Annotated in this window: 11 protein-coding genes; 8 read left to right on the top strand and 3 right to left on the bottom strand. The window is 55.1% G+C overall.

Annotated elements, in window-relative coordinates; translation table 11 throughout:
- Nucleotides 1-96 precede the first annotated feature (96 nt).
- On the top strand, nucleotides 97-765 hold the full coding sequence (locus FHS27_RS10060) for a PilZ domain-containing protein (protein WP_184304776.1): 669 nt from the start codon (nucleotides 97-99) through the stop codon (nucleotides 763-765).
- A gap of 52 nt (nucleotides 766-817) precedes the next feature.
- Here the strand turns inward: FHS27_RS10060 and FHS27_RS10055 are convergent, their stop codons facing one another.
- Entirely contained in the window at nucleotides 818-2,287 is a 1,470-nt protein-coding gene (locus FHS27_RS10055) for an EF-hand domain-containing protein (RefSeq protein WP_184304756.1), read from the bottom strand.
- A 322-nt stretch (nucleotides 2,288-2,609) separates the two neighbouring features.
- On the opposite strand from FHS27_RS10055, the gene thrS reads away from it, so the two are divergent.
- On the top strand, nucleotides 2,610-4,817 hold the full coding sequence (gene thrS / locus FHS27_RS10050) for a threonine--tRNA ligase (protein ID WP_184304754.1): 2,208 nt from the start codon (nucleotides 2,610-2,612) through the stop codon (nucleotides 4,815-4,817).
- 1,172 nt (nucleotides 4,818-5,989) lie between these two features.
- Nucleotides 5,990-6,646 (top strand): transposase, encoded by a 657-nt coding sequence (locus tag FHS27_RS10045; protein ID WP_184304752.1) that lies wholly within the window; start codon nucleotides 5,990-5,992, stop codon nucleotides 6,644-6,646.
- Nucleotides 6,647-7,109: 463 nt separating this feature from the next.
- On the opposite strand, the gene FHS27_RS10040 is transcribed toward FHS27_RS10045, so the two are convergent.
- Complete coding sequence (locus FHS27_RS10040) at nucleotides 7,110-7,580, bottom strand: hypothetical protein (protein ID WP_184304750.1); 471 nt, start codon at nucleotides 7,578-7,580, stop codon at nucleotides 7,110-7,112.
- An 80-nt stretch (nucleotides 7,581-7,660) separates the two neighbouring features.
- The gene (locus FHS27_RS10035) at nucleotides 7,661-8,269 is read right to left on the bottom strand and encodes a peptidylprolyl isomerase (RefSeq protein ID WP_184304749.1); all 609 of its coding nucleotides are present in this window, start codon (nucleotides 8,267-8,269) and stop codon (nucleotides 7,661-7,663) included.
- A gap of 184 nt (nucleotides 8,270-8,453) precedes the next feature.
- Between FHS27_RS10035 and FHS27_RS10030 the strand changes: the two genes are divergently transcribed.
- Genes FHS27_RS10030 through FHS27_RS10010 form a run of 5 tightly spaced genes read left to right on the top strand, consistent with a single transcriptional unit; the run spans nucleotide 8,454 to nucleotide 14,785 of the window.
- Nucleotides 8,454-9,461 (top strand): AAA family ATPase, encoded by a 1,008-nt coding sequence (locus tag FHS27_RS10030; protein WP_184304747.1) that lies wholly within the window; start codon nucleotides 8,454-8,456, stop codon nucleotides 9,459-9,461.
- Nucleotides 9,458-10,393 (top strand): DUF58 domain-containing protein, encoded by a 936-nt coding sequence (locus tag FHS27_RS10025; RefSeq protein WP_184304745.1) that lies wholly within the window; start codon nucleotides 9,458-9,460, stop codon nucleotides 10,391-10,393. Before FHS27_RS10030 ends, FHS27_RS10025 begins: the two co-directional genes overlap by 4 nt.
- Nucleotides 10,390-11,427 carry a hypothetical protein gene (locus tag FHS27_RS10020; protein ID WP_184304743.1) on the top strand — a complete coding sequence of 346 codons (1,038 nt, stop codon included), beginning with the start codon at nucleotides 10,390-10,392 and terminating at the stop codon, nucleotides 11,425-11,427. The genes FHS27_RS10025 and FHS27_RS10020 overlap by 4 nt, the downstream gene beginning before the upstream one ends.
- Nucleotides 11,427-12,509 carry a VWA domain-containing protein gene (locus FHS27_RS10015; RefSeq protein ID WP_184304741.1) on the top strand — a complete coding sequence of 361 codons (1,083 nt, stop codon included), beginning with the start codon at nucleotides 11,427-11,429 and terminating at the stop codon, nucleotides 12,507-12,509. The genes FHS27_RS10020 and FHS27_RS10015 overlap by 1 nt, the downstream gene beginning before the upstream one ends.
- Nucleotides 12,509-14,785, top strand: coding sequence for a vWA domain-containing protein (locus tag FHS27_RS10010; protein WP_184304739.1), 2,277 nt, complete (start codon nucleotides 12,509-12,511; stop codon nucleotides 14,783-14,785). Before FHS27_RS10015 ends, FHS27_RS10010 begins: the two co-directional genes overlap by 1 nt.
- The last annotated feature ends 26 nt before the right edge of the window (nucleotides 14,786-14,811 follow it).

Raw genomic sequence — 14,811 nt, 5'->3', positions numbered from 1 at the left:
TACCAGCCACTCAGAGCGAAGATTTTCTTCGGGGGGGCCGTTTCGTGTTGTAGAGTTGTCCGATCCACGTCTTCGCCTCTTGCTCAATTTGCAACCATGACTACCACTCCGTCGACTCCCGGCTCTGCACAAAATCGGAATGGTGATCGTTTTCACGCACGAAACACGGCAAATTTGAATGCCGAGTTACTGGTGTTACAGGAAGACGAGGTTGTTCGGCATCCGTGCCAAATGGCCGACATCAGCGTTGGAGGCTGCGCGGTGCGAGTGTCGCTCGCGCATCCTGAGGAGATGGCCGTTGCGGTCTTGCGAGTCACCGACACGACCGGTGAAGTCGACCTCGAAGTTGCTGGCCGGTTGTGTTGGAATCAGCAGACGTCTGTCGGTAGTAACACATTTGGCTTCCGATTCCGTCGGTTGATGGACGCCAAGGTGATCGACCACATGGTCGCGGCCGGATTAGTGACACGGCGTCAAGAAGCGAGAACTCTCGCGGGCACCAACATCCAGCTTCGCCGGGCTCACGGCAAACTCGCGGTCGAGCACGCGACGTTGGAAGATTTTTCGACAACCGGCGTCCGGATTCATTCCAACAAAGAACTCGAGGTTGCCGAACGGTTGTTGCTCACCACGCCGTCAGGAGCCAGCGGCAGCGTTTCGGTGAAGTGGATCAAACCGAGCGGCGAGTTGTTCGAATGCGGCTGTATCTTTCAAAATCTGAATTCCGCCCGCGCGATCAACGACGCGTTAGCCGCTCGCAATTGAATTCGAGCGTCTGAACAGTGGCAGTCGTCAACACGGAAGCAACCATCGCAGGTTAGTTCCGTTTGTTTGACTTCGCGGTCATGTAGCCGGCGTATTCAATAATGGTGATCCGGCCGTCGCCGTCGAAGTCAGCCGCAGCAGGGCTGATCAACATTTTGCTCCACTCAGTAGCGGACAACGCCAAGTCTTTGTTCTCATCGTATTTGACTACGATTTTCTTGGCATAGGCCATGACTTTGTCGCTCGGCGGTTCGCTCGGCATTTCCAGTTTTTCAGCCGGTGGAACGATCGGACCGGAACTGGATGAAGCCGATGACGTTGCCGAGCGGGATGATGACGATGGGTTTGAAGTCGTCGATGCCATCGCGGTCGCACGTGGCGAAATGCCAGGTTTGGTATCGCTGGCCCGGAATCCCTGGTTCACGCCTGATTGAACTTCGGACGCCGTGATCACGCCGTCTTGGTTTTGGTCCCATTGGTAGTATTCGGCAATGATCGCGTTGTTCCAATCGGATGTGTATTCGCTCATGGAGACTTGTCCGTCACCGTCGAGATCGCGTTCGGTGTAGAACCGTGGCATCCCTTCGGGCGTGCCAGCGGGATACACGCGGTAAGACCGCCGTCCTTCGAAATCTTCAATTTCGGGTTCACGACTCCGAGTCTCATCTCGTCTTCGGTCGTTTCGTCCGTCATCGCGGCTGTTTTCTTTGCCTCCGCGTTCCACCGCCTCTCGTGTGGCGAGTTCTGATTCCGACAATTTGCCGTTCCCGTTGCGATCGAAATCGAGCGGCGTGCCCCAAAAGCGACCGCGTCCGAGTTCTTCCTTGCTGAGTTGTCCGTCTCGGTCGCGATCGTATCGACGCAGCATTTCGCGTGCTTCAGTAAGGTCCGCTTCCGTCGGAACGACAGCCATGATCTCGGCCGTTGGGCCGAACCCGAGCAACGGGAGCATTACATCTTCCTGTCCGAATCCTGGGACGAGTGGCTCGACTTCTGTCGGATCCGAATCGGAACTTGACGAGCGGCTGCGGTCCTCGCGATCTCCCCTGCCTCGGTCGTCACCTCCTCGTTCGCCTCGCATTTTTTCAAACGCGCTGCTCACCTTTTTGATCGAGATCGGTTGGCCCGGCTTGATACTCGAGTCCATCGACTGCAAACGCTGAATCATAAAGCCAGCGGGGCCTTCTTGTTCGTCGGGATCGATCTGGCCGTTGCCGTTTCGGTCTAGGCGTGACAAAAACCCGCTCGGATCAAATCCACCGCGACCTCCGCCGGGCCCTCCCGGACCTCCGAATCCACCACGGCTGCCGCCCGGTCCACCAAATCCACCTCGGTCGCCACCTCGGTCGCCGCCTCGGTCACCACCACGATCCCCTCCCCGGTCGCCGCGGTCTCCTCCCCGGTCCCCTCGATCGCCACCGCCGCGCTGCGCGAAAACGTCACCGGTCATCATTCCAACGACGCTGAAGGCGATTAGGAACATGGAAATACGTGCAGATGCGTTCGAAAACAGCGTCGACATGGTTTTGCAGGGAAAAGCGGGATGAGGGAAGCGAAACGCGTTCAATTCGCGAACTCGATTTGAAGAGTCAACGGTGATTGAAACCCCGGTGGGGGAGCCTGAGTTTCGCGCCGTTTGGAGCATTTATTGTATCCAAAGAATCGATTTCGCCGAAAAAACGTCGTATCCGGCCTGAAATCGACTCGGGAATTAGAGGCGAACCGAGGTTTCTCTTTCCCTGTCAAAACCGCTATCCTGCCTTCTCAGCCGGGTTCGCGATCCGAATGAGTTGATCGCGTGTCCCCGATTTCATTTTCTACCTACGAAATTCACCCCCGCATCCATGTCTACCGCTTCGATTCAAAACGTTGAAGTTCGCCTTCCCGACGGCACCACTCAAAAACATCCTGGCGATGCCACCCCGATGGACGTCGCACGCGGAATCAGTGAGGGGCTCGCTCGAGCCGTTGTCGCGGCCGAAGTCGATGGGAAAATCGTGGATTCGTTTCGCCCCCTCGGCGAGTTGGTGACCGATGACGGGTCGGTGCCGCTGAAGTTACTGACCACTCGCGATGCCCCGGCGCTTGATGTGTTACGCCACTCGGCCGCTCACGTGATGGCCCGCGCTATCATGCGTGTCTACAAAGGCGTTTCACTCGCGTTCGGTCCGACCACTTCGGGCGGTTTCTATTACGACTTTGACCTGCCGGAGAAAATCAGCGAAGACGATTTTCCAAAGATCGAAGCTGAAATCAAAAAGATCATCAAAGACAAAGAACCCTTCGAACGCTTCATCCTCGATCGAGAAGAAGCCCGCAAACTCTGCGACGACCTTGATCAAGATCTCAAAGTCGAACACATCGAAACCGGGCTGGGCGATCAACCGACCGTCAGCTTCTATCGTCAAGGCGAGTTCGTCGACCTGTGCCGAGGGCCGCACATTCCGCACGCGGGAATGATCAAGGCGATCAAACTCTTGTCCGTTGCAGGTGCGTATTGGAAGGGCGACGCTTCGGGACACCAGCTGCAACGTGTTTACGGCACCGCGTTCTTCGACAAGAAAGAACTCGCCGCGTACCTCGAGCAACTCGAAGAAGCCCGTCGTCGGGATCACCGCGTGCTCGGCAAACAGCACGGCCTGTTCGCGATCAACCCGGAAGTCGGCCAAGGACTCTGTTTGTGGTTGCCCAAGGGCGCCCGCGTTCGCGTCGCGCTCGAGGATTTCCTCCGCAAGGAATTGCTATCACGCGGTTACGACCCGGTCTACAGCCCACACATCGGACGCGTCGAACTTTATGAAACCAGCGGTCACTTCCCGTACTATCGCGACAGCCAATTTGCACCGTTGTTCGGCAGTGAAGTCGGTGGATTGCTCGATGCGTGGAACACCCGACTCAGCGAAGGAAAGCTCAGCGGTGATGACGAGGATAAACTGATCGCAGCGGCAGAGGTCTTCGGCGTCAAGCTGAAGGACTACAAACCGTCCGCGTCCGTTGAAGCAAAGCAGAAGGTTCTGCATGACTGGCAACTCGTCAATGAGCGTTATCTGCTCAAGCCGATGAATTGCCCTCACCACTGCCAAATTTTTGCCGCTCAACCGCGCTCGTATCGTCAATTGCCGTTGCGGTTGTTTGAATTCGGAACCGTATATCGTCACGAACAAACCGGCGAACTCAACGGCATGATGCGAGTGCGTGGATTGACCCAAGATGACGCGCATATCTTCTGCACCGCTGACCAAGTCGAAGAGGAATTCCGTGCGACGATCGAACTGACTCAGTTCGTTTTGAAATCCGTCGGCCTGGACGACTACCGTGTGCAGTTGTCGTTGCGTGATCCAGACAGCAGCAAGTATGTCGGCAGCGAAGAAAATTGGGACCATGCCGAAAGTGCTCTTCGCGGCGTGTTAGAGCATTCGGGAATGGAGTTCAATGAGGAGCCCGGCGAAGCAGCGTTCTACGGGCCGAAGGCGGACTTCATGGTTCGCGATTGCATCGGACGCTCCTGGCAACTCGGAACGGTCCAGTTGGACTACAACCTGCCGCAACGGTTCAAGTTGGAATACAAGGGCAACGACAACTCAACGCATCAACCGGTGATGATTCACCGTGCCCCGTTTGGATCGCTCGAACGGTTCACCGGAATGTTGATCGAACACTTCGCCGGTGCGTTCCCGATGTGGCTCGCTCCGGAACAGATCCGCGTCTTGCCACTGAGTGATAAGTCGTTGGACTATGCCGTCGCGGTTGCCAAACAACTCGATGAGGCAGGTCTGAAAGTGACCGTGGACTCGAGTGACGGCAAGGTGCAAGCGAAGATTCGCAACGCACAATTGGAACTCGTCAACTACATGGCTGTTGTCGGACCCAAGGAAGCCGAAATGGGACATCTCGCACTTCGCGACCGTATCGACGGCGACCTCGGATCCATGCCTGTCGCCCAAGCGATCGCACGTCTGACCGATGAGATCAAAAACCGAACCGTCCGCCAAGCAGTCAGTTCGTCCACCGTCTCAATCGCCGAGTCCAGCGAAACCTCGCACGAGTATTGAGCGATCCAAAGCGATTTGCTTTTAACCAGGTTGCAATGCAAACACGCCAGCGTTCATCTCACCACGAGATGAACGAGAGCTAGAATCCGTTGAATAGTCGCCAAATTGCTCCGCAATTTGTCCCCTGGATCCGAACCGCTCCGCGGTGAGTACGCACCAAGATCCAACTCACATTACGGTAAACGCATCACAGTGGATCCATTTGCGGAGCAAATGGTCGACTATAGGCGGTGCATTCAAACGGCCCCGTAGTGAATCCGGAAAACCGTTCATTTCACTTCTCGTTGTCAAACGCAGGGGCTGTTGATAGTCGCTAAATTGCTCCGCAATTTGTCCCCTGGATCCGAACCGCCCCGCGGTGAGTACGCACCAAGATCCAACTCACATTACGGTAAACGCATCACAGTGGATCCATTTGCGGAGCAAATGGTCGACTATAGGCGGTGCATTCAAACGGCCCCGTAGTGAATCTGGAAAAACGTTCATTTCACTTCTCGGTGTCAAACGCAGGGGCTGTTGATAGTCGCCAAATTGCTCCGCAATTTGTCCCCTGGATCCGAACCGCCCCGCGGTGAGTGCGCACCAAATTCCAACTCACTTCACGGTAAACGCATCACAGTGGAACCATTTGCGGAGCAAATGGTCGACTATAGGCGGTGCATTCAAACGGCCCCGTAGTGAATCCGGAAAACCGTTCATTTCACTTCTCGTTGTCAAACGCAGGGGCTGTTGATAGTCGCCAAATTGCTCCGCAATTTGTCCCCCTGATCCGAACCGCTCCGCGGTGAGTACGCACCAAGATCCAGCTCACATTACGGTAAACGCATCACAGTGGATTCATTTGCGGAGCAAATGGTCGACTATAGGCCGTGCATTCAAACGGCCCCGTAGTGAATCCGGAAAACCGTTCATTTCACTTCTCGTTGTCAAACGCAGGGGCTGTTGATAGTCGCCAAATTGCTCCGCAATTTGTCCCCCTGATCCGAACCGCTCCGCGGTGAGTACGCACCAACGTCCCACTCACTTCACGGTGAACGCATCGCAGTGGATTCATTTGCGGAGCAAATGGTCGACTATTTGTCGCGAGTTCAAACGGCCCCGGAGTGAATTCGGAAAATCGTTTCGCTCACTCCGTAGCGCACGTTGTCTGAGGATTTGTTACAGTCAATCAGATGATTGGTGAGCTCTTTGACCCAAAGGCGGATTTTTCAATTCGCGAAACTTGCAAGCCACATTGGTCGCAGTCGGGTGCGGTCGTCTTCATTACTTTTCGGACGCGTGACTCGATTCCCGCTGAGGTCATTGGTCGGTGGGAACGTGAACGTTGTGATTGGTTGATACGCTCAGGCGTAATGCCTCACGATGCGATTCAGTGGAGTGAATACGTGGACGGGCTTGGACCGGAGGCACGCGAAGCGTTTTCGGAGCAATTCTATTTGCAACAGGAACGGTACCTCGACGATTGTCGTGGCGATTGTGTTCTGCGATCGCCGAAGATGTCGAAAATTGTTCACGATGCCTTGATGCATTTTGACGGCGATCGATATCGAATGGGTGATTTCATTGTCATGCCCAATCACGTGCATTTGCTCGCCTCGTTTTCGAGCGGCGACTCGATGGGAAAGCAGTGTCGCTCGTGGACGCATTACACTGCGGTACAGATTAACCGGTTGAGTGGGAAGAAGGGGGCGTTCTGGCAGACTGATCCCTTCGATCATCTCGTCCGCAGCCCAGAACAATATGACTATCTGAGGCAATACATTGCCGACAATCCGAAGAAAGCACGACTAAGCGAAGGTGAATATCTCCATCGGAAATCAGCAAGCTAGTTCATTCTCGAATCTGATTGCCTATAGTCGCTAAATTTGTCCCCTGAACCCGAACCGCTCTGGGGTGAGCGTGCCCCACAGGTCAACTTGCTTTGGAGTGAGCGGTTAGCCATGGATCCATTTGCGGAGCAAATGGTCGACTATGTTGCCTCGCGTTGATGATAGTTGCCAAATTGCTCCGCAATTTGTCCCCTGAATCCGAACCGCTCTGGGGTGAGTGTGCATCACAGGTCAACTTATTTTGGTTTGAGCAGTTAGCCGTGGATCCATTTGCAGAGCAAATGGTCGACTATGTTGCCTCGCGGTGGATAATAGTCGCCAAATTGCTCCGCAATTTGTCCCCTGAACCCGAGCCGCTCTACGGTGAGTGTGCCCCACAGGTTAACTTGCTTTGGTGTGAGCGGTTAGCTGTGGATCCATTTGCGGTGCAAATGGTCGACTATGTTACTTCGCTAACACAAAATCACACATACTCATCCAACCCGATCATTTGTTCTCGGAAGTCGAATTGGAGGTCGGGGTGTACTTTTTCGAGTGCTTTTTCGATCTTTTTGATTTGCGCCAAATACATGTTGGCGCTTACGCGGCAACGGCCGAAATAGATTTTTCGTTCGACGATTTGGCGACAGAAGTGAATCCGAATTTGCAGTTCGGTTTCCTTGTTGTCGGAATACCGAATGCACTTGTCCATGGTGCGAACAATTTTTCGCAGCGTTTTTTTATGGACCGTTCGGGTTGCCGGTAAGTACTCGCTAATTTCGGCGCACACGTCGTCGACGTAAGCGTCCTCGTCATCCGATTTCAGAAGAAGGTAGGTCAACAACTCTTTGTTATCGACCTTGAACCGGGCCAAACGCACGCAGGCGTCGAGAAGCTCTTCACGCGGCAACGGTGCGAGTGCTTTTTTGAGTTCGCTGATCGTTGCTGGCTTCATGATGGCAATGCGTCAGCCATTTGTGGCTGACGTCAAAATGGATCGATGAGGGCGGAATCGCCCGAAGGCTCGAGAGAGACCTACTTCAGCTCACCGGCTTCTTTGATCTTAACGAGCGTTTGGGTCCGACCGCTGCTCGAGCCCACCGATTCGATCTTTTTGACCACGTCCATGCCTTCGATCACCCGACCGAAGATGACGTGCATGCCGTCAAGGTGTGGCGTGGGGACCGTTGTGATGAAGAACTGCGACCCGTTTGTGTTGCGTCCGGCGTTGGCCATGCTGAGCAAGCCAGGAACCGAATGACGAAATTTGAAGTTTTCGTCGTCGAAGTCGCGACCGTAGATGCTTTCGCCACCGGTTCCGTTACCGCGTGTGAAGTCGCCGCCCTGTAACATGAAGCCAGGGATGACGCGGTGGAACGCACTGCCTTCGTAATCCAAAGGCACGCCGGCCTTGCCATCACCTTTTTCTCCTGTGCACAAAGCACGGAAGTTCTCGACTGTTTTGGGGACGTCTTTGCCAAACAATCCCATCACGATTCGCCCTGCAGGTTCGCCACCGATGGTGACATCGAAATAAACCTTGTTGGTGACTTCCGCTTTGGTCGCGTCTTGAGCCGAAGCCGACGACAACGACATCGAAGCGAACAAAGTGACGAGCATGAGCGTGAAAGTGCGGTGAACCATCGTTGGGGAGGACTCCAGTGGGGGTGGGAAGAGCGGCCGATCGTCCTGGCCTGCTCGGTGAGAATGGTGTATTTAACCAAATCCGTCGATCGGGTTCCAACCCAACCTACGAACCGAACCCGGTTTGCGGTCGAATAGATTATTCGCATTCCCAGTCATTTAGTTTTCAAACGAACCCTTCGAAATGCCTTTATCTCAACCATTTTCACCGCAAGAGGGCCATGCCGGCAGTGATTTTTCCCAAGCGAGCGAGCCGTTTCGTCGAATTGCGGTCGAAATCGGGCATGTCCTCGTAGGGCAAGAGGCACTCGTTCATCGGATGCTGATCGGTTTGCTCACCGGAGGACACTTGCTCATCGAGGGCGTTCCAGGCCTCGCTAAAACGACGGCAGTCGCGAGTTTGGCGAAATCGATCAGTACCCAGTTTCAGCGATTGCAGTTCACGCCCGATCTCTTGCCCGCCGACCTGATCGGCACGCAAGTCTATCGGCCGCAGGACCAGAGCTTCGTCGTTCAGAAGGGGCCGATTTTTTCAAACCTCATCCTGGCCGACGAAATCAACCGAGCCCCGGCGAAGGTGCAAAGTGCGTTGCTCGAAGCGATGCAGGAACGGCAGGTGACGATCGGCGGCGAGACATTCCCGCTCGAGGAACCCTTCCTCGTGATGGCGACGCAAAACCCGGTCGAACAAGAGGGCACTTACCCGTTGCCCGAAGCCCAAATGGATCGCTTTCTGCTGAAGGTCATCGTCGACTATCCGGGACGCGACGAGGAATTATTGATCCTGCGGCGGATGAGCAAAACGGCGCCAAAGTTCGAGATTTCCGGAGTGACCTCTCCCGAGGAAATCATGGCCGCTCGCGCGAACGTCGACGAGGTCTTCATCGATCCGAAAATCGAAGGGTATATCGTCGACCTCGTCATGGCGACGCGCCGTCCGGCCGCCTACGGGCTCAGCCTCGAGGGGCTGATCCAGTTCGGAGCTTCACCGCGTGCGTCGATCAATCTGGCTCTCGCCGCCCGAGCGAACGCGTTCCTGGACGGTCGCGGATATGTGATGCCCGAAGACGTTCAGAATCTCGCTCTCGATGTGCTCCGTCACCGAGTGATGATCACTTACGAAGCCGAGGCGGAAGAACGTACGAGCGAATCCATCATTCGTGAAATTATGGACCACGTGGCGGTACCATGATTCCGAGCGAGGTGCTGAAGAAAATCAAACGCATCCAACTTCGAACTTCCCACCGCGTCGACGAACTGCTCACCGGCAGTTGGCATTCGGCATTCAAAGGTCGGGGAATCGAGTTCGAGGAAGTGCGTCCCTACCAAGTCGGCGACGATGTTCGCACGATCGATTGGAACGTGACTGCGCGCAGTGACACGCCGTTCGTCAAACTGTTCCGCGAGGAACGCGAACTCGCGGTCATGCTGCTCGTCGATTTGAGTCCGTCGATCGGATTCGGGACTCAGCACCAAACCAAACGAGAACTCGTCACCGAACTCGGTGCGACATTGGCGATGTCGGCGATCAAGAACAACGACAAAGTCGGACTGACGCTGTTTACCGACCAAATTGAAAAACACATTCCGCCTCGAAAAGGATCACGCCATGTTCTGCGGCTAATCCGGGAAATGCTGTACTGCGATCCGGTCGGAACGCGGACGGACTTAGTCGCCGCAATCGACCACTTCAATCGCACCACGCATCGTCGCAGCGTCGTTTTTTGGATCAGTGATTTTTTACTCGGAAGTGTGCCGCAGTCCGGTTCGCCACAATCTGAGACTCAGCGAGCCAATGCTGAGAAATCGCTCGAACGTTCTATGCGGGTACTCAGTCGGCGGCACGATGTGATTCCGATCATTGTGGGCGACGAACGCGAGATGCGATTGCCCCGTGTAGGATTGATTCGGCTGCGGGACAGCGAAACGGGACGTGTGCAGTTGGTCGATACGGGCAGCCGCCGTGTGCGGCAGCAGTACGAGGCAATCTCACAGCAACGAATGAACGCTCGCGATGCGATGTTCGCTCGTTTGAAATGGATGCCACTGCACCTGCAGACCGGCGACGACATTGTCGAACCGCTCCAGCGTTATTTTCACCGACGTGAACGGCAGGGTAAATGACGGTTCAAAAAACTCTGGCCTGTGCTCTGATGCTAGGGATCGTTCTGTCCGCCAATGGATTGTCCGCGGAGGATCAATCTTCCGACACAGGTGATTCCGCAAATCAGATTGTCGTTCCTCGCGATGATGTGACGGAATTGAATGCGCCACGTGTGATCGTTTCGAAAAAGAGAGTTGCGATCGCAGAACCGTTTATGATGCGGATTGAAGTGGTCGCGCCCGCTGGAAGTCAGGTTCGATTCCAATCGATGGAGCAAACCCTCGGGGCGTTCAACGTATTGAATGTCACGGATACCCCTGACGTGCCCGTGCAAACTGCGGATTCCGATGATCGCCTGTGGGTGCGCACGATCGATCTCGAAACGTTGCAATTCGGTACCCAAACGATTCCATCGATCGAAGTGATGGTGCAAGCGAGTGATGATGGCGCGGAAGAACGAACCCGCAACTCAGAGCCGGTTGCGATCGAAGTCGTAAGCGTATTGGATCCGGAAGAGCAAACAAAGCCAGACGTGTTTCGCGACATCGAGGGGGAAATCTCGCTGCAGGATGAGTCAAGTTCAGCCTCGGGATTCGGCACACTGTGGTGGTCGGCTCTCGCAGTTGTTGCGGGAGTTTTAGGGGGCGTCGCCGTGGTGTGGTCACGTCGGCGTGATCGTTCGATGAGGTGGTGTCGCAAACAGTTAAACGAGCTCAAAGATCGGTCACTGAATGCTCCGACAGAATACGTCGATGCGGCTGATTCATTGAAACGTGTTTTGCAAGTCAGCGTGGTCGGAGCATCGGGAATGTCCGCACCCGCGATATCCGGGACGCGATTGATCGAAATGCTGAGCGAACAAGGTTACGGAGAGACGGAGTTGGAAAGCCTGCGTCTCGCGTTCGTCGGTGCCGACCGATTGAAATTCGATTCGCGTCGCGATCAAAACGTTCCGGATGAAGTCGTCGATGCGTTTCGTGATGCGGTGGACGACGCGGTGCGACGCGTGGCTACCCGACGTGAACCGAGTTCCCCTGCGAAGGAGAACGCGTGATGCTATCGCTCTTTCATTCGCCGGCGTACTTGTGGTTGTTGTTGCTGATTCCGGTTCTGGTATGGCGACGTTTTTTGGTTTTTCAAGATCAAGGATCGATCCCGTTTAGCAATGTCGATGCGGCGATTCAGTTGCCACGCACACTGCGTCAACGTTTGATCTGGCTGCCCGATGTGTTGTTGTTGCTCGCGTTGGTTGGGCTGATTATCGCCCTCGCACGCCCACGCGACGGAAGGCAGCGAACCGTTTCGAGCAGCGAGGGCATTGCCATCGAGTTGGTCGTCGACCGCAGCGGCAGCATGCAAGCGATGGACTTTCGCATTGACGGCGAAAGGGTTGATCGGTTGAGGGCGATCAAGAATGTGGTGTCCGAATTTGTTCTCGGGGGAGATGAGTTGGAGGGCCGGTTTAATGATCTCGTGGGGTTGGCCACCTTCGCCGGTTACGCCGACGCGATCACCCCGCCGACACTCGATCATGGGTTTCTCGTCGCGATGTTGAATCAGACGCAGATCGTCAATCAACGTACCGAAGACGGAACGGCGATCGGGGATGCGATCGCGTTGGCGACTGAAAAACTCAATGCTCTCGACGCGAGAGAAGAGAGCAAAATCAAGAGCAAGATCATCATCCTATTGACCGACGGTGAGAGCAACGCCGGATCACTCGAACCGATTCAAGCGGCAGAGCTCGCCGAAACGCTCGGCATCAAGATTTATACGATTGGGGTGGGAACCAAAGGGGAAGCTCCGTTTCCCGTTCGTGATCCCTTTTCCGGTCGTGAGGTGCTGCGGGCGATGGAGGTGAACATTGATGAGGCGACTTTGACGGCGATCGCGGAGAAGACAGGTGGGAAATACTTCCGTGCGACCGACACGGATTCTCTCGAGGCGATTTATCGCGAAATCGATGAACTCGAAAAAACGAAAGTCGAATCCAAACAATTCGTTGAATATCGGGAACTCGCCGTCGAAGAATATCCGACGAGTTGGGCGACCTTGCCGCCGATTTTGTCCCTCGTGCTGTGTTTGCTGTTTCTTCGCGTTGTGTTGCAAACGTTTTGGTTGAGGGAGCTAACGTGATGAGTACCAGTGATTGGGTGAATTGGTTGCCCGACGACGGCATGATCGGGAATCCCACGGCGGCGTGGTGGATGATCGCTGCCCTGATCGCGGGCATGATGTGTTTGGTCGTGGTCGGACTTCGTCGCCGAGCCCAGCGTCGTTTCGCAACGGAAGATCGGCTCGATGACTTCTTCGATACGTCATCGTTCGGTGCGCGACATCGTGTGCTGGGCGGGATTGTTTCCGCAGCGGTTGCGTGTGTTTCATTCGGGTTGTTGTCGATCGCGTTGATGGATATTCGATGGGGGAAATCAGAACAGGAAGTGCCTCAAAAGGGCATCGAAATCATGTTCTTGCTCGATGTATCACGCAGCATGTTGGCCGAAGACGTTGCACCCAACCGTCTCGAACGGGCCAAGCAAATGATTCGCGATATGGTTCAGCGGATGGCGGGGGATCGCGTTGGGCTGCTAGTCTTTGCCGGCGAAACACGGCAAACGATTCCGTTGACGAACCACTACGAGGATTTCAGTCAATTGCTCGAGGACGTGAGCCCGAGTTCGGTCCGGCGAGGCGGTTCGCTGCTCGGTGATGCGATTGAGTCGGGAGGTCGGGCGTTTCTGAGTAAAACGAATTCACATCGCATCATTGTCGTGTTGACCGATGGTGAAGACCAAGAAAGTGAGCCCGTAAAAATGGCGAAAAGGCTGCATGCAGATGAGAACATTCGAATCTTCACCGTCGGGCTCGGCGATATGAGTTCCGGAGCACGGATCCCCGATGTGGATCGTGACCGACCCCAGCATGAAAGTGGTCGTTATGTCAAATACCAAGGACAACCCGTGTGGTCAAAAATGAACGGAGAGATTCTTCGTGAGATCGCAACGGAAACCCAAGGTGCGTATATCCCGGCGGGAACCAAACAAGTTGACATGGGTGAAATCTACGACCGGTACATTGCCGGCATGCAGGCGACCGAATTCGAAACGGCCAAGGTCGATGCGTACGTGGCTCGGTTTCAGTGGTTCGCGTTGCCCGCGTTCGTATTGTTACTGATTGATTTTGCGAGCAGACTTTTCTGGAGACATTCGACGCCGGGGCCCACTAGGTCTGTTGCACCTTTGACCATGCTATTCGCTCTAGCAATGGTTGCCTCACCGGTCACCGCGTCTGCTCAAACGATCGCGGAAACGTCGATTGCGGAACAAGCGAATGGGCAGCCCGCGACTGCGGAACAGCCAGCGGTCGTCCAACCCGCGCAAGCGTACAACCACGGCGTCGAACTGTATCGTCAAGGCGATTTCGCCGCAGCAGCAGATGAATTCTCGCGAGCGGTCGGAGCATCCGACGACGAGGTCGCCGCCTCTGCGCGATATAACTTGGGCACCACCTGCTACGCTCACGCGGTGCAAATGCTCGCGTCAAAAGATTCGGAATCGAACGGGCCGCCGCTGCCAACGCAGTCGACTGAGGCGGTGCAACCGGATCAAGTGAAAGAGTTACTCAACCGGGGCATTGATGCGTTGCGTTCGGCACTGCGATTGAAGCCCAGTTGGGTGAACGCACGCGTGAATCTGGAAAAGTCACTTCGCCTACTCGCGGCGATTGAACAACAAGAGCAACAACAGCAAAACGAGGATCAGCAACAGCAACAAAACTCGGATCAGAAGGATTCTGAAAAACAAAATTCGGAACAACAGGACGCAGAACGCGAGAATTCGGATCAGCAGAGTTCTCAGCAATCAAACCAGAGCGAAGGCGAAGACGACCAAGAGGATCAGGAATCACAACAGGACGCGGGGGACTCTGATTCGCAATCACAACAATCAGAATCCGATGAGCAGTCTCAATCAGGTGAAGAGTCTGGTGGAGAACCGTCTGAGCAGCAATCACAGGAATCTGGCGAGCAAGATTCCCCGTCCGAATCACAGTCCGAACCGAGCGAAAATGAGTCCCCGGATTCGAGTCCGTCGACGGATCAAAACGGAGAGACTCAACAGGATATGCCGCAGAATGACGAGTCTGCGGAGCCGGAATCTCAAGACGAAGAAACATCGCCCGAAGACGTCAGCGGGGAGTTGTCGAGCGACAGCGGTGCGGAGGATTCAAAATCGCAGAAAGCAGTTCCGCCGGTTGCGGGGCAAACGGGTGAGCCAGGGCAGGATGACCGACCAATGACGGCTGAGGAGGCGATGAAAATGCTGCAAGCGATTCGCGACCGAGACATGATTCGACGATTTCGATTGCAGCAGATGCAGCAACAACGTCAGATCCCGGTCGAAAGAGATTGGTAACCGAGCGAGCATGCGTCGATCAATTC

The sequence above is a fragment of the Aporhodopirellula rubra genome (genome assembly GCF_014192335.1).
Lineage (GTDB): Bacteria > Planctomycetota > Planctomycetia > Pirellulales > Pirellulaceae > Rhodopirellula > Rhodopirellula rubra.
This window is presented reverse-complemented; position numbering and strand designations above follow the sequence as displayed.

Excerpts from the sequence above, each read along its gene's own strand:
- FHS27_RS10060 (WP_184304776.1), top strand. The coding sequence starts at position 97 with ATGACTACCACTCCGTCGACTCCCGGCTCTGCACAAAATCGGAATGGT.
- FHS27_RS10030 (WP_184304747.1), top strand. The coding sequence starts at position 8,454 with ATGCCTTTATCTCAACCATTTTCACCGCAAGAGGGCCATGCCGGCAGT.
- FHS27_RS10035 (WP_184304749.1), bottom strand. The coding sequence starts at position 8,269 with ATGGTTCACCGCACTTTCACGCTCATGCTCGTCACTTTGTTCGCTTCG.
- thrS (WP_184304754.1), top strand. The coding sequence starts at position 2,610 with ATGTCTACCGCTTCGATTCAAAACGTTGAAGTTCGCCTTCCCGACGGC.
- FHS27_RS10025 (WP_184304745.1), top strand. The coding sequence starts at position 9,458 with ATGATTCCGAGCGAGGTGCTGAAGAAAATCAAACGCATCCAACTTCGA.
- FHS27_RS10020 (WP_184304743.1), top strand. The coding sequence starts at position 10,390 with ATGACGGTTCAAAAAACTCTGGCCTGTGCTCTGATGCTAGGGATCGTT.
- FHS27_RS10015 (WP_184304741.1), top strand. The coding sequence starts at position 11,427 with ATGCTATCGCTCTTTCATTCGCCGGCGTACTTGTGGTTGTTGTTGCTG.
- FHS27_RS10055 (WP_184304756.1), bottom strand. The coding sequence starts at position 2,287 with ATGTCGACGCTGTTTTCGAACGCATCTGCACGTATTTCCATGTTCCTA.
- FHS27_RS10040 (WP_184304750.1), bottom strand. The coding sequence starts at position 7,580 with ATGAAGCCAGCAACGATCAGCGAACTCAAAAAAGCACTCGCACCGTTG.
- FHS27_RS10045 (WP_184304752.1), top strand. The coding sequence starts at position 5,990 with ATGATTGGTGAGCTCTTTGACCCAAAGGCGGATTTTTCAATTCGCGAA.
- FHS27_RS10010 (WP_184304739.1), top strand. The coding sequence starts at position 12,509 with ATGAGTACCAGTGATTGGGTGAATTGGTTGCCCGACGACGGCATGATC.